General features: G+C 69.3%; 13 protein-coding genes. 3 read left to right on the forward strand and 10 right to left on the reverse strand.

Translation table 11 applies throughout. The features are described from left to right. Positions 1-9: 9 nt before the first annotated feature. The 5 genes from dxs to ACIQWR_RS13445 form a co-directional block, all read right to left on the reverse strand. On the reverse strand, positions 10-1926 hold the full coding sequence (gene dxs / locus ACIQWR_RS13425; protein ID WP_404007941.1) for a 1-deoxy-D-xylulose-5-phosphate synthase: 1917 nt from the start codon (positions 1924-1926) through the stop codon (positions 10-12). Between the two features lie 291 nt (positions 1927-2217). Next, positions 2218-3438 (reverse strand): sugar ABC transporter permease, encoded by a 1221-nt coding sequence (locus ACIQWR_RS13430; protein ID WP_404008481.1) that lies wholly within the window; start codon positions 3436-3438, stop codon positions 2218-2220. Positions 3439-3524: 86 nt separating this feature from the next. Next, the gene (locus ACIQWR_RS13435) at positions 3525-4313 is read right to left on the reverse strand and encodes an ATP-binding cassette domain-containing protein (protein WP_399267465.1); all 789 of its coding nucleotides are present in this window, start codon (positions 4311-4313) and stop codon (positions 3525-3527) included. Positions 4314-4601: 288 nt separating this feature from the next. Beyond that, positions 4602-5711 carry a sugar ABC transporter substrate-binding protein gene (locus ACIQWR_RS13440; RefSeq protein ID WP_404007944.1) on the reverse strand — a complete coding sequence of 370 codons (1110 nt, stop codon included), beginning with the start codon at positions 5709-5711 and terminating at the stop codon, positions 4602-4604. Positions 5712-5829: 118 nt separating this feature from the next. Beyond that, positions 5830-7032, reverse strand: coding sequence for an ROK family transcriptional regulator (locus tag ACIQWR_RS13445; protein ID WP_399267467.1), 1203 nt, complete (start codon positions 7030-7032; stop codon positions 5830-5832). Between the two features lie 594 nt (positions 7033-7626). Between ACIQWR_RS13445 and mgtA the strand changes: the two genes are divergently transcribed. Further along, positions 7627-10347, forward strand: coding sequence for a magnesium-translocating P-type ATPase (gene mgtA / locus ACIQWR_RS13450; protein ID WP_404007947.1), 2721 nt, complete (start codon positions 7627-7629; stop codon positions 10345-10347). 28 nt (positions 10348-10375) lie between these two features. Then, positions 10376-11113, forward strand: a complete 738-nt coding sequence (locus ACIQWR_RS13455; protein WP_404007950.1) for an MgtC/SapB family protein — start codon at positions 10376-10378, stop codon at positions 11111-11113. A gap of 33 nt (positions 11114-11146) precedes the next feature. On the opposite strand, the gene ACIQWR_RS13460 is transcribed toward ACIQWR_RS13455, so the two are convergent. The 4 genes from ACIQWR_RS13460 to acnA form a co-directional block, all read right to left on the reverse strand. After that, on the reverse strand, positions 11147-12085 hold the full coding sequence (locus ACIQWR_RS13460; protein WP_404007953.1) for a carbohydrate ABC transporter permease: 939 nt from the start codon (positions 12083-12085) through the stop codon (positions 11147-11149). A gap of 13 nt (positions 12086-12098) precedes the next feature. Then, entirely contained in the window at positions 12099-13043 is a 945-nt protein-coding gene (locus ACIQWR_RS13465) for a carbohydrate ABC transporter permease (RefSeq protein ID WP_399261465.1), read from the reverse strand. Between the two features lie 78 nt (positions 13044-13121). Next, positions 13122-14573, reverse strand: coding sequence for an N-acetylglucosamine/diacetylchitobiose ABC transporter substrate-binding protein (ngcE, locus tag ACIQWR_RS13470; protein WP_404008484.1), 1452 nt, complete (start codon positions 14571-14573; stop codon positions 13122-13124). Positions 14574-14880: 307 nt separating this feature from the next. After that, a complete protein-coding gene (acnA, locus tag ACIQWR_RS13475; RefSeq protein ID WP_404007956.1) occupies positions 14881-17610 on the reverse strand; it encodes an aconitate hydratase AcnA in 2730 nt (909 codons plus the stop codon). A 729-nt stretch (positions 17611-18339) separates the two neighbouring features. Between acnA and ACIQWR_RS13480 the strand changes: the two genes are divergently transcribed. Continuing rightward, positions 18340-19869: a helix-turn-helix domain-containing protein gene (locus ACIQWR_RS13480; protein WP_404007959.1), complete on the forward strand. Its 1530-nt coding sequence runs from the start codon at positions 18340-18342 to the stop codon at positions 19867-19869. A 184-nt stretch (positions 19870-20053) separates the two neighbouring features. Here the strand turns inward: ACIQWR_RS13480 and ACIQWR_RS13485 are convergent, their stop codons facing one another. After that, on the reverse strand, positions 20054-22576 hold the full coding sequence (locus tag ACIQWR_RS13485; protein WP_404007962.1) for a tetratricopeptide repeat protein: 2523 nt from the start codon (positions 22574-22576) through the stop codon (positions 20054-20056). Positions 22577-22618: the final 42 nt, after the last annotated feature.

Raw genomic sequence — 22618 nt, forward strand, 5'->3', positions numbered from 1 at the left:
GCGCCCCGACTAGTCGACCGTGGCGGCCGGCTCGTTCTCGTAGCGGCCGTCCAGCTTGGCGACCAGGCCGGTGACCTGCCGGGCGATGTCCGGAGCGGTCAGCCCGATCTCGGCCATGACCTCCTTGCGGGAGGCGTGGTCCAGGAAGCGCTGCGGGATGCCGAAGTCGCGCAGCGGTACGTCGACCCCCGCGTCCCGCAGGGCCTGCGAGACGGCCGCGCCGACGCCGCCGGTGCGCCCGTTGTCCTCGACGGTGACGACCACCCGGTGGCCGTCGGCGAGCGGGGCCAGGGCCTCGTCCACCGGCTTGACCCAGCGCGGGTCCACGACGGTCGAGGTGATGCCCTGCTTGTCCAGCAGGTCCGCGATCTCCAGGCACATCGGGGCGAGCGCGCCGACCGAGACGATCAGTACGTCCGGCCGGGTGACCTCGGGGGCCGGGGCGCGCAGTACGTCCATGCCGCCGATCCGGCCGACGGCCGGGACGGCCGGGCCGACGACGCCCTTGGAGTAGCGCACGACGGTCGGGGCGTCCTTGACCTCGACGGCCTCGCGCAGCTGCGCGCGCAGCTGCTCGGCGTCACGCGGGGCGGCGAGCCGCAGACCCGGCACCACCTGCATGATCGACATGTCCCACATGCCGTTGTGGGAGGCCCCGTCCGAACCGGTGACCCCGGCCCGGTCCAGGACGAAGGTGACCCCGCACTTGTGCAGGGCGACGTCCATCAGGACCTGGTCGAAGGCACGGTTGAGGAAGGTCGCGTAGACCGCGAAGACCGGGTGGACGCCGCCGGTCGCCAGGCCCGCCGCCGAGGTGGCGCCGTGCTGCTCGGCGATGCCGACGTCGAAGATCCGGTCCGGGTAGGCGTCCGCGAAGCGCTTGAGGCCCACGGGCTGGAGCATGGCCGCGGTGATCGCGACGATGTCCTTGCGCTCCTTGCCCAGCTTGACCATCTCGTCGGCGAAGACGGAGGTCCAGCTGGCGGCGTCGGTGCTCACCGGCAGGCCGGTGTCCGGGTGGATCGGGCCGATGCCGTGGAAGCGGTCGGCCTCGTCCTGCTCGGCGTGCGTGTAGCCGCGGCCCTTCTGGGTCAGGCAGTGCACGATGACCGGGCCGCTGAAGCGCTTGGCGCGCTGCAGGGCGGACTCCAGGGCCTCGATGTCGTGGCCGTTGATGGGCCCGATGTACTTCAGGCCCAGGTCCTCGAACATGCCCTGCGGGGCGATGAAGTCCTTGAGGCCCTTCTTGGCGCCGTGCAGGGTCTCGTAGAGCGGCTTCCCGACGACCGGGGTGCGCTCCAGGAGGTCCTTGCCGCGGGCCAGGAAGCGCTCGTAGCCGTCCGTGGTGCGCAGGGTGGCCAGGTGGTTCGCGAGCCCGCCGATGGTGGGCCCGTAGGAGCGCTCGTTGTCGTTGACGACGATCACCAGCGGGCGGTCCTTGGCGGCGGCGATGTTGTTCAGCGCCTCCCAGGCCATGCCGCCGGTGAGGGCGCCGTCGCCGATGACGGCCGCGACGTGGTGGTCCTCGCGGCCGAGCACCTCATTGGCCTTCGCGAGGCCGTCGGCCCAGCCCAGGACCGTGGAGGCGTGCGAGTTCTCGATCACGTCGTGGTCGGACTCGGCGCGCGAGGGGTAGCCGGAGAGGCCGCCCTTGGAGCGCAGGTTCCCGAAGTCCTGGCGGCCGGTGAGCAGCTTGTGGACGTAGGCCTGGTGGCCGGTGTCGAAGAGGACCTTGTCCTTCGGCGAGTCGAAGACCCGGTGCAGGGCGATGGTCAGCTCGACCACACCGAGGTTGGGGCCGAGGTGCCCGCCGGTCTTGGAGACGGCGTCGACGAGGAAGGACCTGATCTCCGCGGCGAGCTGGTCGAGCTCCTCCTGGCTGAGCCGGTCCAGATCGCGCGGTCCCTTGATGCGGGTCAGCAGCACCCGTGCCTCCTTGCAGTTGCTTGCTGGTCTGTCGAGTCTAATGTTCCGCTCGCGGCGCCGGTCGCCGGGCTGTCTCCGTACCGTCACGCCTTTGTCATATCTGTACACATCTGTCGGGCCTCACACGCCACGTACGAGTGGACGTACGCACAGGTGCCCGGCGCCACACGGGGTGGCGTCGGGCACTGTGGACGGCGTACGACCGGACGGGTGAGGCCCGGGCGCGCCGGGGTCGCGAGCGGGCCGGACGGGCTCCGACCAGGGGCGGATCCCGGTCCGGATCGGGTGCAACTAGGCGCGGCCCGCCGTCTTCTGCGTCTTGCGGGTGACGGAGTCGATCACCACGGTGGCCAGCAGCACCGCACCGGTGATCATGTACTGGATCGGGGTGGCGATCCCCTCCAGGGCCAGACCGTACTGGATCGATGTGATGACCATGACACCCAGGAGGGCGTTCCAGGTCCGTCCCCGGCCGCCGAAGAGGCTGGTGCCACCGATGACGGCCGCCGCGATGACGTTCATCAGCAGGTCGCCCGCGCCGGCGCTCTGGTTCGCCGCCGCGATCTTGGAGGCCCAGAACAGGCCGCCGATCGCCGCGAACGTCCCCGCGATGGCGAAGACGGTGATGCGGACCCGGTTCACGTTGATGCCCGCGCGCCGGGAGGCCTCGACGCTGCCGCCGAGGGCGAAGACCTGGCGGCCGAAGGTGGTGCGCCGCAGCAGGAAGTCCGTGCCGACCAGGGCCAGCAGGAAGAGCAGCACCGCGAGCGGCATGCCCTTGTACTGGTTGAACACCACGGCGGGACCGAAGGTGAACACCGCGAGGAGACCGGTGCGCAGCAGGATCTCGCCCAGCGGCCGGGAGGGGACGCCCGCGGCCGAGCGGCGCCGCGCGTCGGAGAAGGAGGCGAGGAAGTACGCCGCGGTGGCGAGGGCGGCGAGCCCGTAGCCGACGGCCACGTCCGAGAAGAAGTACGTGGTCAGCTTCCCGACCACGCCCTCGGAGTCGATGTTGACCGTGCCGTTGCTGCCGAGGATCTGCAGCATCGCGCCGGACCAGAAGAGCAGGCCCGAAAGGGTGACGGCGAAGGCCGGGGCGCCGATCTTGGCGAAGAAGAAGCCGTGGAGGGAGCCGATCAGCGCGCCGCCGGCGATCGCCGCGAGGACGGCCAGCCATTCGTTGACGCCGTGGGTGACGGCGAGGACGGCGACGATCGCGCCCGAGACGCCACTGACCGAGCCGACCGAGAGGTCGATCTCGCCGAGCAGCAGGACGAAGATGATGCCGACCGCCATCATGCCGGTGGCCGTCATCGTGATCGCGATGTTGGTGAGGTTCTCGGGGCCGAGGAAGTTCGAGTTCAGGCTCTGGAAGATGCTCCAGATGATGATCAGACCGAGGACGACGGGGACGGAGCCCAGGTCACCGGCCTTGAGCTTGCGACCGAACTCGTTCAGGTACCCGGCCAGCCCCTGCTCGCGCACGAGGAGGCGGGGGTCCACGGCCGGGATGGCGTCCGCGGCGGGCGGGACGGTTCCCGACGGCTTGGCGTGGGCGGGACCCTTGCCGAGCGGACCGGCGGAGGAATTCTGGGTGCTCACTTGCGGGCCTCCCCGGTGCGGGCCGCCCGGCGGGTCACGGCGTTGTCCGTGGCCCCGGTGATGGCGGAGATGATCTCTTCCTGCGACGTGTCCTTCACGGAGAAGACGCCGTTGTTGCGGCCGAGGCGCAGCACGGCCACCTTGTCGGCCACGGCCTTCACGTCGGCCATGTTGTGGCTGATGAGGATGACCGCGTGGCCGCGCTCGCGCAGCCGCTCCACGAGGTCGAGCACCTGTGCGGTCTGCTCGACGCCGAGGGCGGCGGTGGGCTCGTCGAGGATGACGAGCTGGGGCTCGCCCAGCATGGAGCGGGCGATCGCCACGGTCTGGCGCTGGCCGCCGGAGAGCGAGGCGATGGGGATACGGACGCTGGGGATCCGGATGGACAGGGTGGTGAGCAGCTCGCGGGCGCGCCGCTCCATCTCCACCTCGTCGAGGACCCCGCGCCGCTTGAGCTCGCGCCCGAGGAAGAGGTTGCCGACGACATCGATGTTGTCGCACAGCGCGAGGTCCTGGTAGACCGTCGCGATGCCCAGGTTCTGGGCGTCGTGGGGCTTGGTGATCGACACCGGGCGCCCCTGCCACTCGATGACGCCGTCATCGATGGGGTGTACGCCGGCGATCGTCTTGACCAGCGTGGACTTACCGGCTCCGTTGTCGCCCACGAGGGCGACCACCTCACCTGAGTGGATCTCGAGTTCTACGTCGGTCAGGGCCTGGACGGCGCCGAACCTCTTCGAGACCCCTCGCAACGCCAGCACGGGCGCAGCGGACACATGAACCATCTCCTTCGCCGCCTGACCGGCGGGGATGTCGTGCAAAAGAGCAGGACCACAGGGGGTATGAACAAGGGTAGAGAAAAAACGTTTCCGCGCAGGGTTTCCGTACGGGGTTTCCGTACGGGGATTCCGTACGGGGATTCCGTACGGGGATTCCGCGCGGGGCCTCCGGGCGGGACTTTCGCGCGGGGCTTCCATCCGGCGCCCCGCCGGTGGCGGGATGGAGGCGGGGCGCCGGACAGGCGTGGGGGCCGGGCGGGGGCGGGCGATCGGCCCGCCGGCCGCGGCGCGGCCTTACTTCAGGCCGAGGGTGGCGCAGGCGTCCTTGTACTTGTCGGTGCAGATCTCGTCGGCCGTGTAGACGTTGTCCCGGATGACGGTGTCCTTGATGTTCGCCTTGGTCAGCGAGACGACCGGGATCAGCACGGACGGGACGCCCTTGGTGGTGGGGCTGTCGACCTTGGACGTGGCGACGACCTCGATCCGCTCCTTCTTCGCGAGGGCGACGGCCATCTTCGCGGCGGCCTCGGCCTCGGGGGCGTACGGCTTGTAGACGCTCATGAACTGCTCGCCCGCCACGATCCGCTGCACGCCGGCGAGTTCGGCGTCCTGACCGGTGACCGGGGGCAGGGCCGTCAGGCCGGCCGCCTTGAGGGCGGTGATGATGCCGCCGGCCATGCCGTCGTTGGCCGAGTAGACGCCGGTGACCTTGTCCTTGCCGAGTGCGGTGAGCGCGGCCGCCATGTTGGTGTTGGCGTTCTCCGGCTTCCACTCGACGGTGTCGTACTCCTTGCCGATGTTCACCTTGCCGTCGAGGACGGAGTGGGCGCCCTTCTTGAACAGCGCGGCGTTCGGGTCGGTGACGGAGCCGTTCATCATGACGATCTGGCCGTCCTTGGCCTTGTCGCCCAGCGCTTCGAGGAGCGCCTTGCCCTGGACCTTGCCGACCTCTTCGTTGTCGAAGGAGGTGTAGGCGTCGATCGGGCCCTCGGCGAGGCGGTCGTAGGCGACGACGGGGATGCCCGCGTCCTTGGCCCGCTTGACCGCGCCGGCGATGGCCTTGGAGTCCACCGCGTCGATGATCAGGACGTTCACCTTGTTGGTGATCATCGTGTCGACCTGCGAGTTCTGCGTGGTCGCGTCCTGCTTCGCGTTGGCGTAGACCACCTCGCCCTTGCCGCCGGTGAGATCGGCGACCTGCTTCTCGATGAGCGGCTTGTCGAACTTCTCGTAGCGCGCGGTCTGGTTCTCCGGCAGGAGCAGACCGACCTTGATCGCGTTGCCCTTGACGACATTGGTGTCCGTCTTGTCGCCGGACTCCTTCGCGCTACCGCAAGCGGCGAGCGAGACGGCCATGGCGCCCGCGGCAACGGCTACGGCGGTTCTGCGCATACGCGTGTTCATTTCTTGAACCTCCCTGACGAGGCCGCAACGTTGCGGCCGAGGTGGATGTGAGTCAACCCCGGCCGCAAGATTGCCGTCAAGGAGTGAATCCTTAACGAGATGACAACGGTGCCATCCGTTATCTAACTGAATGCAGCAGCATCGGCTCTTGAAACCCACCAAGCAGGGTCGAATCGCCCATCTCGCTCAGTACCAGCGCCAGCGCGCCCAGCACCTCGGCCCGCCCGCCCAACGACCCCGTGAGGACCGACAACTGACGGGCCGCGCTCGGGATCGCGTACCGGCCCACGGACTCGCGGATGGGGGCCAGGACGAGCTCGCCCGCGTCCGCCAGCGAACCGCCCAGCACCACCCGGCTCGGGTTCAAGAGATTGCAGAGGCTGGCCACGGCGCTGCCCACGTGCCGGCCCACGTCGGTGATCACGCGGCGGCAGCCCGGATCGCCGCCCCGCGCCAACTCGACCACGCGCTCCATGGTGAGTTCGGGCCCGTGGCTGCTCTGGAGGAGCGGCAGGACGTAGCGGGCCGCCGCGAAGGTCTCCAGGCAACCCCGGTTCCCGCAGCGACAGACCGGACCCGACTCGTCCAGCGTGATGTGCCCGATCTCGCCCGCGGTGCCCCCCGGGCCCCGGTAGATCTGCCCGTTGATCACCAGACCGGCGCCGACGCCGCTGGCGACCTTGATGTACGCCAGGTCCTTGACCCCGCGGCCGCTGCCCCACACCAGCTCGCCCAGGGCGCCGAGGTTCGCGTCGTTGTCGACGTACACCGGCACGCCGAGCCGCTGCGACAGTTCCTGGCGCGGGTTGATCCCGGCCCAGCCCGGCAGGATCGAGGTGGACCCCAGGTTCCCGGACTCCCCGTCGATCGGGCCGGGGACGCCGAGGCCGACGCCGATGACCTTGTCCCGGCTCACCTCGATGCTCTCAATCAGGCGGCTGACCAGGGCTTCCGCCCGGTCGAAGCCGTCCACCCAGGAGGCGTCGACGTCCAGCGGCTCGGCCTCCTCGGCCAGCACCTGGTGGGCGAGGTTGCCGACCGCCACGCGCAGGTGCGTGTGCCCGAAGTCGACGCCGATCACGATGCCCGCGTCCCCGCTGAGCGAGACGCTGCGGGCGCGCCGGCCGCCGGCCGAGGTCGGCGTGACCTCGACGGTCCCGCCCTCCTTGAGCTCACGGACGATGTTGGAGACCGTGGCCGCCGACAGTCCGGTGGTCCGGGCGATCTCCGCCTGGGTCAGCGAACCGGCGAGCCGGACCGCCCGCACGACCCGTTCGAGGTTCGCGCGGTGCAGCGATGACTGCGATCCCGGAGTCCTCACGACTCATCCACTCCTGCCATTAGCGACGGCCTGCGTCGCCCCCCGGCCGAGGTCGCGGTCACGAGACCCCGGCGTCTCTCCAACTTATGAACCCTAAGTCGAGCCTTTGCGCCTCCAGACGTCAAGAGGCCGACGCAGCACGAATCGGCCACTACCGGTCATAAGTACGAGAGAAACATCCCCGCGGCCCGTGTTACGGTCGCTGAGGCGCCGATCCTCTGCGGCCTTTCCGGCCGGACCGGGCGCCCTGTCGATGTCAGCGCTATGCGAGGAGGTGTTCGGGATGAGTCCCGATCGAAGTCCTTGCCGCGCTCTCGTTGGTTAATCAGCTACTGATCAGCTACTGATCGGCTGACTCTTCTTCCTTGAGTGCGCACGGCCGCGGCACGTCCGCGGATGTCCGTGCACTTCCTCATGCCCTCCGTACGCCCCGGCCCCGTGCCCGGCGTACGCGCCCCCAGACTCCGTCCGGGGGGGACCCCCATGCCCGTCGGCGCTCTTCCCGGCCCCGTGCCGCCCCGCGCCGACCCATGATCACTCCACGTGACCGCGCGGCTCCGTGCTGCCCGGGCGCCGTGGAGGGAGGTATTCGTCATGACCATGCTCACCCCTCGCACCCCCACGAAGCTCGCGCCGCCGGGCCGGGCCCGCCGCGAACGCAAGTCCGCCGAGCTGGAGGCCCGTACCCGGGTCGTCGGCGAGCGGCTCTCCGGGCTCAGCGCCCGACCCGGACCGCAGGTCCTGCAGGACCTGTCCGCCACCTGCAACGGCCTCACCCACGCCGAGGCGGCACTGCGCCTGGAGCGCGACGGCGCGAACGTCGTCGCCCACGAGCGCGCCCCGCACTGGTGGGTGCAGCTCGCCAAGGCGTTCGCCAACCCCTTCATCGCGGTCCTCGTCTTCCTGGCCGCCGTCATGTACTGGCAGGACCCCGCGGACCCGGGCGTCGTCATCCTCTCGGTGATGATCGGGGTCAGCGGACTGCTGCGCTTCTGGCAGGAGTTCCGCTCGGGCCGGGCCGCCGACGCGCTCAAGAAGCTCGTCACCACCACCTGCGCGGTGCAGCGCCGGGCGGGCAGCGGCTCCGGGCCGACCACCTTCGAAGTGCCGATGGACCAGGTGGTCCCCGGCGACGTCGTCAAGCTGGCCGCCGGTGACCTGATCCCCGCCGACCTGCGCCTGATCACCTCCAAGGACCTGATGGTCGGCCAGGCCGCCCTGTCCGGCGAGTCGTTGCCCGTCGCCAAGGCCGACACCCGCGCCGAGGACCTCGGGCAGTTCGAGACCACCGACCCGGTCGAGGCGGACAACCTCTGCCTGATGGGTACCTCCGTCACCTCGGGCACCGCCACCGCGGTCGTCGTCGCCACCGGCGCCGACACCTACTTCGGCTCGATGGCCGGGTCCCTGGTCGGGGAGCGCCCGCAGACCAACTTCGACACCGGCGTGCGCAAGGTCAGCTTCCTGCTGATCCGCTTCATGCTGGTGATGGTCCCCGTCGTCTTCATGATCAACGGCTTCACCAAGGGCGACTGGAACGAAGCCTTCCTCTTCGGTATCGCCGTGGCGGTCGGCCTCACCCCCGAGATGCTGCCGATGGTGGTCTCGGCCAACCTGGCGCGCGGCGCGGTCGCCATGTCCCAGCACAAGGTGGTCGTCAAGCGGCTCAACGCGATCCAGAACCTGGGCGCGATGGACGTGCTCTGCACGGACAAGACCGGCACCCTCACCGAGGACCGCATCGTCCTGGACCGCTACCTCGACGTGCACGGCACCCCGGACAACGAGGTCCTGGAGTACGGATACCTCAACGCGCACTTCCAGACGGGCCTGCGCAACCTCATGGACCAGGCGGTCATCGACCGCGTCAACGAGGCCGAGGGGGTTGTCGTCGACGCTCGGTTCTCGATGGTCGACGAGATCCCCTTCGACTTCGCCCGACGCCGGATGTCCGTGGTCCTCAACCGCAACACCCTGGTCGGATCGGTCGGCCGGTCCGAGCACGTCATGATCACCAAGGGTGCGGTGGAGGAGGTACTCGACCTGTGCACCCACATGACGGACCGCGGGCAGCGGGTCGAACTGACCGAGCAGCTGCGCTGGCACGTCGCCCGCATCGCCGAGGACAACAACCGCGAGGGCCTGCGCGTCCTGGCCGTCGCCACCCGGACGATCGCCGCTCCCCGCGACATCTACACCGTCGCCGACGAGGACCAGCTGACCCTGGTCGGCTTCCTCGCCTTCCTCGACCCGCCGAAGGCCGACGCGGCCCGGGCCCTGCAGGGCCTGGCCGACAAGGGCATCACGGTCAAGGTGGTCACCGGTGACAACGAGCTGGTCGCGGCGCGGGTCTGCGCCGACGTCGGCATCGACGTGGGCCACGTGGTCACGGGCGTCGAGCTGGACGCCCTGGACGAGGCGGCGCTGCGCGAGCTGGCCGCCCGTACGACGGTCTTCGCCAAGGTCAACCCGGTCCAGAAGGCCCGTATCGTGCGGGCCCTGCAGGCCGAGGGGCACACGGTCGGCTTCCTCGGGGACGGCATCAACGACGCCGCGGCCCTGCGCGACGCGGACGTCGGCATCTCGGTGGACACGGCCGTCGACATCGCGAAGGAGTCGGCGGACATCATCCTGCTGGAGAAGGACCTGACGGTCCTGGAGCGGGGCGTGATCCAGGGTCGGACCACCTTCGGCAACACGATCAAGTACATCAAGATGACGGCCAGCTCGAACTTCGGCAACGTCTTCTCGGTGCTGGTGGCGAGCGCGTTCATCCCCTTCCAGCCGATGCTCGCGATCATGCTGCTGACGCAGAACCTGGTCTACGACATCGCGCAGCTGGCCACCCCGTGGGACCGGATGGACGAGGAGTACCTGCGCAAGCCCCGCAACTGGGACGCCAAGGGCATCGGCCGGTTCATGCTCTGCATCGGCCCGATCAGCTCGATCTTCGACATCGCGATGTTCGTGATCATGTGGAACGTGTTCGCGGCCGACAGCGAGGCGCACCAGGCGCTCTTCCAGTCCGGCTGGTTCGTCGAGGGGCTGCTCTCGCAGACCCTGATCGTCCACATGATCCGCACCCGCAAGATCCCCTTCATCCAGTCGCGGGCGTCCTGGCCGGTCATGGTGATGACCGTCCTCGCGGTGCTGACCGGGCTCTTCCTGCCCTTCTCGCCGCTGGCCGGGTCGCTGGGTCTCGTCGCGCTGCCCATGAGCTACTTCCCGTGGCTGATCGGCGTACTGCTCGCGTACTGCACCCTCACGCAGCTGTTGAAGACCGTGTACATCAAGAAGTTCAACACCTGGCTCTGACCGGCCGCACAGAGGAAGGGGCGGGCCGATGCAGCTCACCGAATGGCAGATGGCCGGGCACCTGGCCGCCGCGCTCGGCTTCGGGGCGGCGATCGGCCTGGAACGGCAGTGGCGGGCCCGGATGGCCGGCCTGCGGACGAACGCGCTGGTCGCGGGCGGGGCCGCGCTCTTCGTCCTGCTCTCGCAGTACGGCTTCATGAGCGAGGTGTCCGAGGTCCAGTACGACGGCTCGCGGGTCGCGGCGCAGATCGTGTCCGGGATCGGCTTCCTCGGCGCCGGCGTGATCATGCGCGACGGGCTGAGCGTTCGAGGTCTGAACACCGCGGCCACGCTGTGGTGTTCGGCGGCCGTGGGCTGCCTCGCCGGCACCGGGATGTTCGTCCTCGCCGCCTTCGGCACGGTGGGCGTGGTGGGGGCCAACCTCCTGCTGCGCCCGCTGGGCCGGCGGCTGGACCGCGAACCGCGGGGCGGGGCCGAGGTGGCCACCGACTTCCACTTCGAGGCGGTGTGCCTGGAGGCGGAGGAGGCCCACATCCGGCACCGGCTGGTCGACGCGCTCGGCCGGCCCGGCTACCAGCTGCGGTCGATCCGCAGCCAGGACGGCCCGACCGACGGGCTGGTGACGGTGTCGGCGCTGCTGACCGCCGAGGGGGCCGGGGGCCGGGCGCTGGAGGAAGCGGTCAGCAACCTCTCGCTCGATCCGTCGGTCTCGGCGGTCAGCTGGTCGGTGGTGCCCGACCCGTCGGCATCGGCGTCCGACGGGTGAGGCGGCGGCCGGGGTCCCCCGGCCGCCGCGCCGTCACTTCAAGGTGGCCGAGGTCAGACCGGCCTGGATCTGGCGCTGGAAGGACAGGTACACCACCAGCATCGGGATCATCGCGATGGTCACGCCGGCGAACAGCACCGGCAGGTCCGTCTCGTAGCCCATCTGGTACTGCAGCTGGATCAGGCCCTGGGTGAGCATGTAGCGCTCGGGGTCCGATCCGGACTGCGGCTGCATCAGCACGGCCGGCAGGATGTACTGGTTCCACTGGCCCAGGACATTGAATATCCCGACGGAGATCAGCCCGGGCTTGGCCATCGGCAGCATCACCTGGAAGAAGATCCGGGTGTCGGAGGCCCCGTCGATCACCGCCGCCTCGTACACCGCGGTGGGCAGCGTGCGGAAGAACGAGTGCATGAAGAAGACGGTGAAGGGCATCGAGTAGGCGACGTACACCAGGATCAGGCCCTGGTAGCTGTTGAGCATGTCGAGCCGCTTGACCATGAAGAACAGCGGTACGAGCGCCAGGAACACGGGGAACATCGCCCCGCTGACGAAGAAGTAGTAGACGAGCCGGTTGCCCCTGAAGGGGTAGCGGGCCAACACGTACGCCGCCATCGAGCCCAGCAGCATCGTCAGCGGGACCGAGAACACCATCACGATGACGGTGTTGCCGAAGTAGTCGCCGATGCCCTTGTCCCAGGCGCGGGAGAAGGCGTCGAAGTGCCAGTTGGTGGGCCAGCTCAGGGCCGAGCCGCCGATCTGGCTGTCGGTCTTGAAGGAACCGAGCGCCAGCCAGATCAGGGGCAGCACGATCAGTACGGCCCACACGGCGAGGAAGCCGTGCGAGAAGACGTTGAGCACCGCGCCCTCGGAGCCGCGGGGGGTGTTGCTCCTGACCGGCGGCCGGGGGGCGGCCGGCTCGGCGGCGGGCTCCTCGGCCGGCTCTTCGGGTGCCTTGATCACTGTGGTCATGGGGGTCTCCCGCTCAGAACTCGATGCGCTCGCGGCGGGTGGCGCGCAGCGTGATGAGGGACAGGATCATGGTGAGGACCAGCATGACGACTCCCATGGCGCAGGCGTAGCCGCTCTTGCCGAAGTACAGGAAGTTGCGCATCAGGACCGTGGCCATGACCTCGCTGTGGTGGTCGGGGCCGCCGCCGAATTGGCCCGATGTCATCGTCGACACGAGGACGAACATGTCCATCGCGGCGATGCCGAGGTACACCGCCGAGGTCTGTACGGAGTCCCACAGCAGGGGCAGCGTGACCTTGATGAAGGTCTGGGCGCGCCCCGCGCCGTCGAGCAGCGCGGCCTCGTAGATGTCCTTGGGCACGGACTGCATCGCGGCCGAGAAGAGCACCAGGTAGAAGCCGACCCCGTGCCAGACGACCACGCCGAGCATGCACCAGAGCACCAGGTTGGGCTCGTTGAGCCACTCGATGGGGTGCTGCGGGTCGACCAGGCCGATCTTGGTCAGCAGGCCGTTGAGCAGGCCGCCCTCGTCACTGCGGTAGACCGCGCCGAAGAGCACGGCGAGGATCGCGAGGGAGAGGACCTGCGGGAAGAAGTAGACGATCTTGTAGAAGGCCGAGCCCCGGACGCCCCGGACACCACCGGCGCCGCTGCGCCCGCCCACGTTCACCATGAAGGCGAAGAAGAGGGACAGCAGGATGGTGATGACCGGGACGAACACCAGGAGCAGCAGGTTGTGCCACAGCGCGCCCCGGAAGACCTCGTCCTTCATCAGGGTCGAGTAGTTGTCCAGTCCGACGAAGTCGAACGTCGGTGACTGGCCCGACCAGTTGGTGAAGGAATATCCGAACGTCTGAATGTACGGCCAGATGACAAAGGTCAGATACAGCGCGAGCGGCAGGAGCAGGAAGCCGGCGATGAAGCCGACCTGCCCCTTGCCCCGGGCTACGTGACTCATGGTGTCCGTCCCTGATGGTTCCCCCAGCTACCGCTGGGTGGTGCCCCCGGCCGGGGGGACCGGCCGGGGGCGATGGCGTCAGCTGCGGTGGTTGTTCTTGGCGTTGGGGTCCTTGGCCGCCTTGTCTACCGCAGCCTGGGCCCGCTTGATCCATTCCTTCGGCTGAATTCGCTTGGCCATCAGCTCATTGGACGCGGCCTGGATGTCGTTGTCCATCTGGCTGTACCAGTCCGGGTACAGGTAGGCGAAGGTGTTGGTGCCGGCCGCCTTGAGGGAGGTCACCGCGGACTGGGTGCCCGGACGCAGCTTGACGTTGGGGTCGACGCCGTCCTTGACCACGGTCAGGGAGTTGGCCTGCTGGGCGAAGAGGGTCGACCACTCGCGCGAGAGCATCGAGCGCAGGAACTCCAGGCCGCCGGCCTTGTTCCCGGCCTTCTCCGGGACGATGAAGGGCTCGCCCGCACCGGCGCGGATGGCCTCGAAGGGCATCTTGCTGTCGGCCAGGACCGGCACCGGCAGGAACTTCATGTCGAAGTCCTCCGGGGTCTGCTTGAGCTGCTCGTTCTCCAGCCACGAGCCGGAGGGGATGAAGGCGGCCTTGTACTGGTTCCAGGCGGTCTGCGACTCCGTGTGGGTCAGACCGTTGGTGCCCGGCATCAGCAGGTCCTTCTCGACGACCTCGTAGACGGCCTCGACGGCGGCGAGGGCGGCCGGGTTGTCCGCGAAGGCGTTCGGCGCCAGGTTGTCGATCGCCTTGACGGCCTCGATGCCGCCCTTCTTGGCGATGAGGTCCATGATGACGACGTTGATGTAGTACGGGAACTTGCCCTGGTGGGCGAGGCCGCCGATGCCGGCCGCCTTGGCCTTGGCGCAGACGTCGAGGAACTGGTCCCACGTCTTGGGCTCGGCCCAGCCCTTCTCCTTGAAGAGCTTGCCCGAGTACCAGAGGCCGAAGACCGTGTAGACGTAGTACAGGGCGACGAACTTGCCCTCCTGGGTGCCCTGTTCGACGGTGCCGGGGAGCAGCATGTCCCGGACCTTCTTGGTCGGGTCGTCGAGCGAGGGCGCGTCGAGCACCTGGGTCAGCTCGGCGAGCTGGCCGCCCTTGGCCAGGACGTCGATCTTGATCTGCTGGGCGCCCGAGTCGTCGACGACGTCCGGCGGGTTGCCCGCGTTGAAGCGCGGCTGGAGCTTGGCGGTGATCTCCTGGGTGCCGAGGTGGGTGCTGGTGGTGCCCCACTTCTTGTCGAAGGCCGCTTCCCATGCCTTCGCGTAGTCGTCGCCGAAGCCGCCCTTGAAGACGACGATGTCCATCTTGCTGCCCTTGGCCACACCGAAGGGGTTGTCCTTCGACGTGGGCGCCTTGGACGTGCTGTCCGAGGGCTTGTCGCTGCCGCCGGAGGCACAGGCGGACAGGAAGCTCATCGTCGGCACGGCGATCAGACCCAGTGCCGCCGACCGCCGGATCAGGTCGCGGCGGCCGAGGCCCTCACCGTTGTTGTGCTCGCCCTGGGCGGAGATGGAACCCATGCTCATGTCCTCGCCTTCGTCAGAAGTGTGAAGGAGGCCGGAAGTCACGGCAGCTGCCGTGCATGCGGACAACACCGCAGGTCCCCGCCCGTCCCCCGGTCCGGCGCCGCGTGAGCCGCGGTAGTCCGGACGGGCACAGGTATAGTCCACTTCCGCTCGTGTGAGCAAGATCATGCACAGCATAGACCTTCGGCTTTTCCGAGTTGAGACCTCACCGTCACCTGGCCCGCCCGCCCGGAGGTGGTCCGGAACGACGAAAAGGGCCGTACCCCCTTAACGGGGATACGGCCCTTTGGTGCCGATGTGCTTAGTTGCGGATGAGGTTCCGCAGCACGTACTGCATGATGCCGCCGTTGCGGTAGTAGTCGGCCTCGCCCGGGGTGTCGATGCGGACGACCGCGTCGAACTCGACACCGGTGTCGGTGGTGACCTTGACGGTGCGCGGGGTGGTGCCGTTGTTCAGTTCCTCGACGCCGGTGAAGGAGAAGGTCTCCTGGCCGGTGAGGCCGAGGGAGGCCGCCGTGACGCCCTCCGGGTACTGGAGCGGCAGGACGCCCATGCCGATCAGGTTGGAGCGGTGGATGCGCTCGTAGGACTCGGCGATGACGGCCTTGACGCCGAGCAGCGCGGTGCCCTTGGCGGCCCAGTCGCGGGACGAGCCCGAGCCGTACTCCTTGCCCGCCAGGATGACCAGCGGGATGCCGGCGGCCTGGTAGTTCTGCGACGCGTCGTAGATGAACGCGACGGGGGCGCCCTCGACCGTGAAGTCGCGGGTGAAGCCGCCCTCGGTGCCCTCCGCGATCTGGTTGCGCAGGCGGATGTTGGCGAACGTACCGCGGATCATGACCTCGTGGTTGCCGCGGCGGGAACCGTACGAGTTGAAGTCGCGGCGCTCGACGCCGTGCTCGGTGAGGTACTTGCCGGCCGGGGTGTCGGCCTTGATCGCACCGGCCGGGGAGATGTGGTCGGTGGTGACCGAGTCGCCCAGCTTCGCCAGCACGCGGCCGCCGACGATGTCGGAGACCGGGGTGGTCTCCATCGTCATGCCGTCGAAGTAGGGGGGCTTGCGGACGTAGGTGGACTGCGGGTCCCACTCGAAGGTGTTGCCCGTCGGGATCTCCAGCGCCTGCCACTGCGCGTCGCCCGCGAAGACGTCCTGGTAGGACTTGCTGAACATGTCCTCGCCGATGGAGCTCGCGACGACGTCGTTGACCTCGGCCTCCGACGGCCAGATGTCCGCGAGGAAGACCGGCTTGCCGTCGAGGTCCGTGCCGAGGGCGTCCTTGGTGATGTCCACCTTCATGGAGCCCGCGATGGCGTACGCGACGACCAGCGGCGGCGAGGCCAGGTAGTTCATCTTGACGTCGGGGTTGATGCGACCCTCGAAGTTGCGGTTGCCCGAGAGCACCGAGGTGACCGCGAGGTCGGCCTCGTTGATCGCCTTCGAGATCTCCTCGTCCAGCGGACCGGAGTTGCCGATGCAGGTGGTGCAGCCGTAGCCGACCAGGTTGAAGCCCAGCTTGTCCAGGTACGGGGTCAGGCCGGCCTTGTCGAAGTAGTCGGTGACGACCTTCGAGCCCGGGGCCAGGGTGGTCTTGACCCACGGCTTGCGGGTCAGGCCCTTCTCGGACGCCTTCTTGGCCACGAGCGCCGCGGCGACCATGACGTAGGGGTTCGAGGTGTTGGTGCACGAGGTGATCGCGGCGACGGTCACGGCGCCGTGGTCGATCTCGAAGGAGGTGCCGTCGGCGAGGGTGACCAGCGTGGGCTTGGTCGGTACGCCGTTGGTCGCGGCCGGGGAGTCGGAGGCCGGGAAGGACTCCTTGCCCGCCTCTTCGTCGTCGCTGACGTAGTTGCGCACGTCCTGCGCGAACTGCTGCGAGGCGTTGGCGAGGACGATGCGGTCCTGCGGGCGCTTCGGGCCGGCGATGGAGGGGACGACCGTGGAGAGGTCGAGCTCCAGCTTCTCGGAGAAGTCCGGCTCGGCGGCCGGGTCCAGCCACAGGCCCTGCTCCTTGGCGTACGCCTCGACGAGCGCGACCTGCTGGGCGTCGCGGCCGGTCAGGCGCAGGTACTTCAGGGTCTCGTCGTCGATCGGGAAGATCGCGGCGGTGGAACCGAACTCCGGCGACATGTTGCCGATGGTGGCGCGGTTCGCGAGCGAGGTGGCGGCGACGCCCTGGCCGTAGAACTCGACGAACTTGCCGACGACGCCGTGCTTGCGCAGCATCTCGGTGATCGTGAGCACCAGGTCGGTGGCGGTGGTGCCGGCCGGCAGCTCGCCGGTCAGCTTGAAGCCGACGACGCGCGGGATCAGCATGGAGACCGGCTGGCCGAGCATCGCGGCCTCGGCCTCGATGCCGCCGACGCCCCAGCCCAGCACACCGAGGCCGTTGACCATGGTGGTGTGCGAGTCGGTGCCGACGAGGGTGTCGGGGTACGCCTGGCCGTTTCGGACCATGACCGTGCGGGCCAGGTGCTCGATGTTGACCTGGTGGACGATGCCGGTGCCCGGGGGGACGACCTTGAAGTCGTCGAAGGCGGTCTGGCCCCAGCGCAGGAACTGGTAGCGCTCCTTGTTGCGGCCGTACTCCAGCTCGACGTTCTGCGCGAAGGCGTCCTTCGTGCCGAACTTGTCGGCGATGACCGAGTGGTCGATGACCATCTCGGCCGGGGAGAGCGGGTTGATCTTGGAGGCGTCGCCGCCGAGGGCCTTCACGGCCTCGCGCATGGTGGCGAGGTCCACGACGCACGGCACACCGGTGAAGTCCTGCATGATCACGCGGGCCGGCGTGAACTGGATCTCCTCACTCGGCTGGGCCTGCGAGTCCCAGTTGCCGAGCGCCCGGATGTGGGCGGCGGTGATGTTCGCGCCGTCCTCGGTGCGGAGCAGGTTCTCCAGCAGCACCTTCAGGCTGTAAGGCAGGCGGGCGGAGCCCTCGACCTTGTCCAGCTTGAAGATTTCGTACGACTCGTCGCCCACCTGCAGCGTGCTGCGGGCGTCGAAGCTGTTCGCCGACACGACAGTCTCCTTCATGCATGAATTCGCGCGTTCTACCGCATCCTGCCGCGTGGCACTGTGGCCAATCCGCTAAGGTGAGGCTAAGTTAGGTAACCCTTACCGTTGCGGGGGCTGCGGCGCGCCTTCGGCAGTTATCTCGATGTCGAGATAACTCTAGTACATGTCCGGCCGCCGGGGCGAAGCACGCCCGCGCGACCCGAGGGAAGTACGTCACGTTCCGGGACGGGCCGGGGTCGGGGTGGGGGGCGGGGTGGGCTCCGGCCGGCGGGGTCGGAGGGCGGGCGGGGTGCGGCTGGGCCGGTGGCGCGCACGAGCGTCTCCTCGGCTCGCGGCAGCGGCCCGGTCGGACAGTGCGCCCGGTGGTGACCGCTCGTCCTTGCGGGGACACTCCTGCACGCCCCCGGCCCAGCCACACCCCGCGCGGCGGTCCCGGGCTCCCGCGTCAGGGTGGTGGCGTCGCGTCGGGGTGCGGTGTCCCCGCAAGGACGAGCGGTCACCACTGGACGCACGCTCCGACCGGGCCGAGCCCGCGAGCCGAGGAGACACCGCACCCCGTCGCGGCGCCGCCACCCTGACCCACCCCGACCAACCCCCGCCCCCTTTGTTCCGATATGGGAACCCCGGGCTCCGGACGCCCCGTCAGGCGGCCCGGATGCCGCGCGCATCGGCGCACCTGACGGTCGGTGACACCCGTCTGCCACGCCCAGCGCGAACCACATCTCATATGTGAGATACCGTGCCCCCATGGCAGACGACTACCTCGTACGCATCGGCAAGCTCATCCGTGACGCCCGGCAGCACCGTGGCTGGACACAGAGTCAGCTCGCCGATGCGCTCGGCACCAGCCAGAGCGCGGTGAACCGCATCGAGCGCGGCAACCAAAACATCAGCCTTGAGATGATCGCCCGAATCGGTGAGGCGCTCGACAGCGAGATCGTGTCGCTGGGTTACGCCGGACCGATGCACCTGCGGGTCGTCGGCGGCCGTCGCCTCTCCGGTGCCATCGACGTCAAGACCAGCAAGAACGCCTGCGTCGCACTGCTCTGCGGCTCGCTGCTCAACAAGGGCCGCACGGTCCTGCGCCGCGTCGCCCGCATCGAGGAGGTGTACCGCCTTCTGGAGGTACTGAACTCCATCGGCGTGCGCACCCGCTGGATCAACGACGGCGTCGACCTCGAACTGATCCCGCCGGCCAAGCTCGACATGGACGCGATGGACGCGGACGCGGCCCGCCGGACCCGGAGCATCATCATGTTCCTGGGACCCCTGCTGCACCGGATGGACCACTTCAAGCTGCCCTACGCCGGCGGCTGCGACCTCGGCACCCGCACCATCGAGCCGCACATGATCGCCCTGCGCCGCTTCGGCCTGGACATCACCGCGACCGAAGGCATCTACCACGCCGAGGTCGAGGCCGGCGTCTCCCCCGGCCGCCCGATCGTGCTGACCGAGCGCGGGGACACGGTCACCGAGAACGCGCTGCTCGCCGCCGCCCGGCACGACGGCGTCACCGTCATCCGCAACGCCTCGTCCAACTACATGGTCCAGGACCTGTGCTTCTTCCTGGAGGCGCTGGGCGTCAAGGTCGAGGGCATCGGCACCACCACCCTGACCGTGCACGGCGTGCCGAACATCGACGTCGACGTCGACTACTCCCCCTCCGAGGACCCGGTCGAGGCGATGAGCCTGCTCGCCGCCGCCGTCGTCACGGAGTCGGAGCTGACGATCCGCCGGGTCCCGATCGAGTTCATGGAGATCGAGCTCGCGGTCCTGGAGGAGATGGGCCTCGACCACGACCGCTCGGCGGAGTACACGGCGGACAACGGCCGCACCCGGCTGATCGACCTGACGGTCCGCCCCTCCAAGCTGGAGGCGCCGATCGACAAGATCCACCCGATGCCCTTCCCCGGGCTGAACATCGACAACGTCCCCTTCTTCGCGGCCATCGCCGCCGTGGCCCAGGGCCAGACCCTGATCCACGACTGGGTGTACGACAACCGGGCCATCTACCTGACCGACCTCAACCGCCTCGGCGGCCGCCTCCAGCTCCTGGACCCGCACCGCGTCCTGGTCGAGGGCCCCACCCGCTGGCGCGCGGCCGAGATGATGTGCCCGCCCGCCCTGCGCCCCGCGGTGGTCGTCCTGCTCGCGATGATGGCGGCGGAGGGCACCTCGGTGCTGCGCAACGTCTACGTCATCAACCGCGGCTACGAGGAACTCGCCGAGCGCCTCAACTCGGTCGGCGCCCAGATCGAGATCTTCCGCGACATCTGAAAGCCGTCAGGATTGACGCCGCTACACCCATCCTGACCTGCATATATGCAGGTCAGGATGGCGCGGGCAGGGCCGGTGCGGAGCTTGGTGAGGATCCGCCAGTTTCCGACGGAACACGCCTGTCATTTTCACGGGTTACGACGACGCACTGTTCCTTCCGAGGGAGCGATCGGGCGGCTCGCGGTCAGTTCTGCCACCGGGCGAGCGAGGAGCGAGTCCTGAGCGAGTCCGGATGCTCCGGGCCCAGGACGCGCAGCACGTCGGTCAGAAGGTCTGCGAAGGCACGCGCAGCGCCCTCCGCGTCTCCGGCCTCGCCCTGCCACCGCGCGAGGTTCGACCTGGTCCTGAGGGTGCGGGGGTGGTCGGGGCCCAGAATCCGTAGCCGGTCCTTCAGTAATTCGGAGAATTCGGCGGTGGCTCTTACGGGGTCACCTGTTTCCCCGCGCCACCGGGCGACATTGTGCCGACTGGTGAGGGTGTGGGGATGGTCGGGCCCCAGGACGCGCAGCCGATCCTCCAGCAGTTCGGCGTACGCACTCAGGGCCCCGGCGGCGTCCCCCGCCTCGCCCCGCCAGTAGGCCAGGTTTCCGCGGGTGTTCAGGGTGTGGGGATGGTCGGGGCCCAGGACGCGCAGCCGGTCTTCCAGCAGCTCCGCGTAGGCGGCGACGGCCCAACCGACGTCCCCGGCCATCCCCCGCCAGCCGGCGACGTCGCCCCGCGTGACGAGGGTGTCCGGGTGGTCAGGGCCGAGGACACGTTGCCGGTCCTCAAGGAGCTCGGCGAAGGCGGTGGCGGCCCCGGCGGCGTCCCCCGCCTCACCGCGCTGGTAGGCGAGGTTCGACCGGGTGTTGAGGGCGTCGGGGTGGTCGGAGCCGAGGACCCGTTGCCGGTTCTCCAGCAGTTCGGCGAAGGCGGTGGCGGCCCCGGCGGCGTCCCCCGCCTCACCCTGCCAGAAGGCGAGGTAGTGCCGGGTCGTGAGGGTGTCCGGATGATCGGGACCCAGAGAGCGGTGGGCGGTGGCGTGGAGTTCGTGCCAGTAGGCACGGGCGGCGTCGAGGTGTCCGGCCTCTCCCAGGCTCTTTCCGGCCCGGAAGAGCACCGGGTGCCCCTCGGGCGCCCAGAGCGGGCCGGGGGCGTAGGCAAGGAGGGCGTCGGTGTTGGCCCGCAGGATCTGGGCGCGGGCGCTGTCACGTTCCACCTCAGGCCAGGCGTCGACCAGGGCGTCGCCCGCGGTACGGGCCAGATCGTCGTGCTGATCAGGAGGGAGGCCCTCGCGGGTGGCCCGCTGGATGAGCTGGTGGACGCGTACCGCCTGGTTCTCGGTGGCCGGAGTGTGCTTGATCAGGCTGAGCCTGTGCAGGACCCGGAGTGCGAGGACCGCTTCCTCCGGCCCGACCTGATGTGATGGCCCGGCACTCCCGGCGGTGCGGGGACGATGCTCCGTGAGATGGGCGAGAGCATGCGGACCGACGAGGACTCCGCCCGGGACACCGTTGGGATCGAGCATGGCCGCGAGCTGGAGCATGGGACGTGCGAGCCCGACGGGGTCGAGCCGGTCGGCGCGTTCGATGGACAGGGACCATGACGCGGACAGTGCGACCTCCTGGTCGTCGGGCAGCGCGCCCGTGCCGGGCATCAACTGGGTCAGCGTCCGCGCTCGGTCGGCGAGCAGGTGGCGGTAGGTACCACAGTCGAGATCCGCGTCGACCAGATACGCGGTGGCCTGGGAGAGGGCGAGGGGCAGGTGCCCGAGATCAGAGGCCAGCGCGGCGAGTTGGGCGGTGGGCTCGTGGCGGTCGTGTGCTGCCAGGGATGTGGCGAGGTGGGCGACCGCGTCCGCCTCCGTGAACAGGCCGACGTCGATCGGACGGCGGCCGTGCCCCACCAGGGCCGCCTCTCGGCGCCGGGTGGTGGCGAGGCTCTGGCCGTACGGGCTTGCCGGCGGCCACAGGCCGCGCAGATCGGCGGGGTCGGCCACGTCGTCCAGGACGATGAGCCATCGGCACGGGTCGGCGCCGCCCTTGGGAGGGAGCCAGGCCAAGAACGTTCTCGCGGCCTGCTCGGGGTCCGAGGCGTCGGCCCGGCACAGTTCGACGCCGGCCTGTGCGTATCCCGTCACCACTGCCGAACGGCTACTCGCCGAGATCCACACCAGCACGTCCAGACGGCCGCCCAGCCAGGTGGTGTGCGCGTAGTCGGCGGCGAGTTGGGTCTTGCCCACGCCGCCCATGCCGGTGAGCACGGCCGTGCCCCCGTCCTCGACCACCTCCTTCAGACGCTCCAGCTCGGTCCGGGGCTGGAAGGACAGCGCCCGCGGCGGGACCAGGCCGACCTGGTGCGGCCACGCGGCCGGTTCCCGAGGACCTTGCTTCACCACCATCGTGAGCGTGCTGACGTTCAGCTCGTGGACGTAGCCGCTGATGGCCAGGCCGCCGGTGGCGGCGATCGCGTCACCGGTCCCGGACACGTGTACGGGGCCGGCGGCTGCTCCCGCGGAGCTCCGTGCCGGTCCCGAGTATCCGGTCACCGCCTTCCCGCCGGCGCCGGCCGTCGGGTCGCCGGTGTCGGTCACGAAGACGTCGGTGTCGGTCGGGGAGACGTCGGTGTCGGTCGCGGAGACGTCGGTGTCGGTCGGGGAGACGTCGGTGTCGGTCGCGGAGACGTCGGGCTGCGCACCGGGCCTCCTTGCCCGTCTGCGCCTCCTCACCACTCGCCGTCCTCTCTCCGCATCCCGTCGGCCGGGCCCGGG

The sequence above is a fragment of the Streptomyces sp. NPDC098789 genome, assembly GCF_044759975.1.
In the GTDB taxonomy this organism is placed as follows: domain Bacteria; phylum Actinomycetota; class Actinomycetes; order Streptomycetales; family Streptomycetaceae; genus Streptomyces.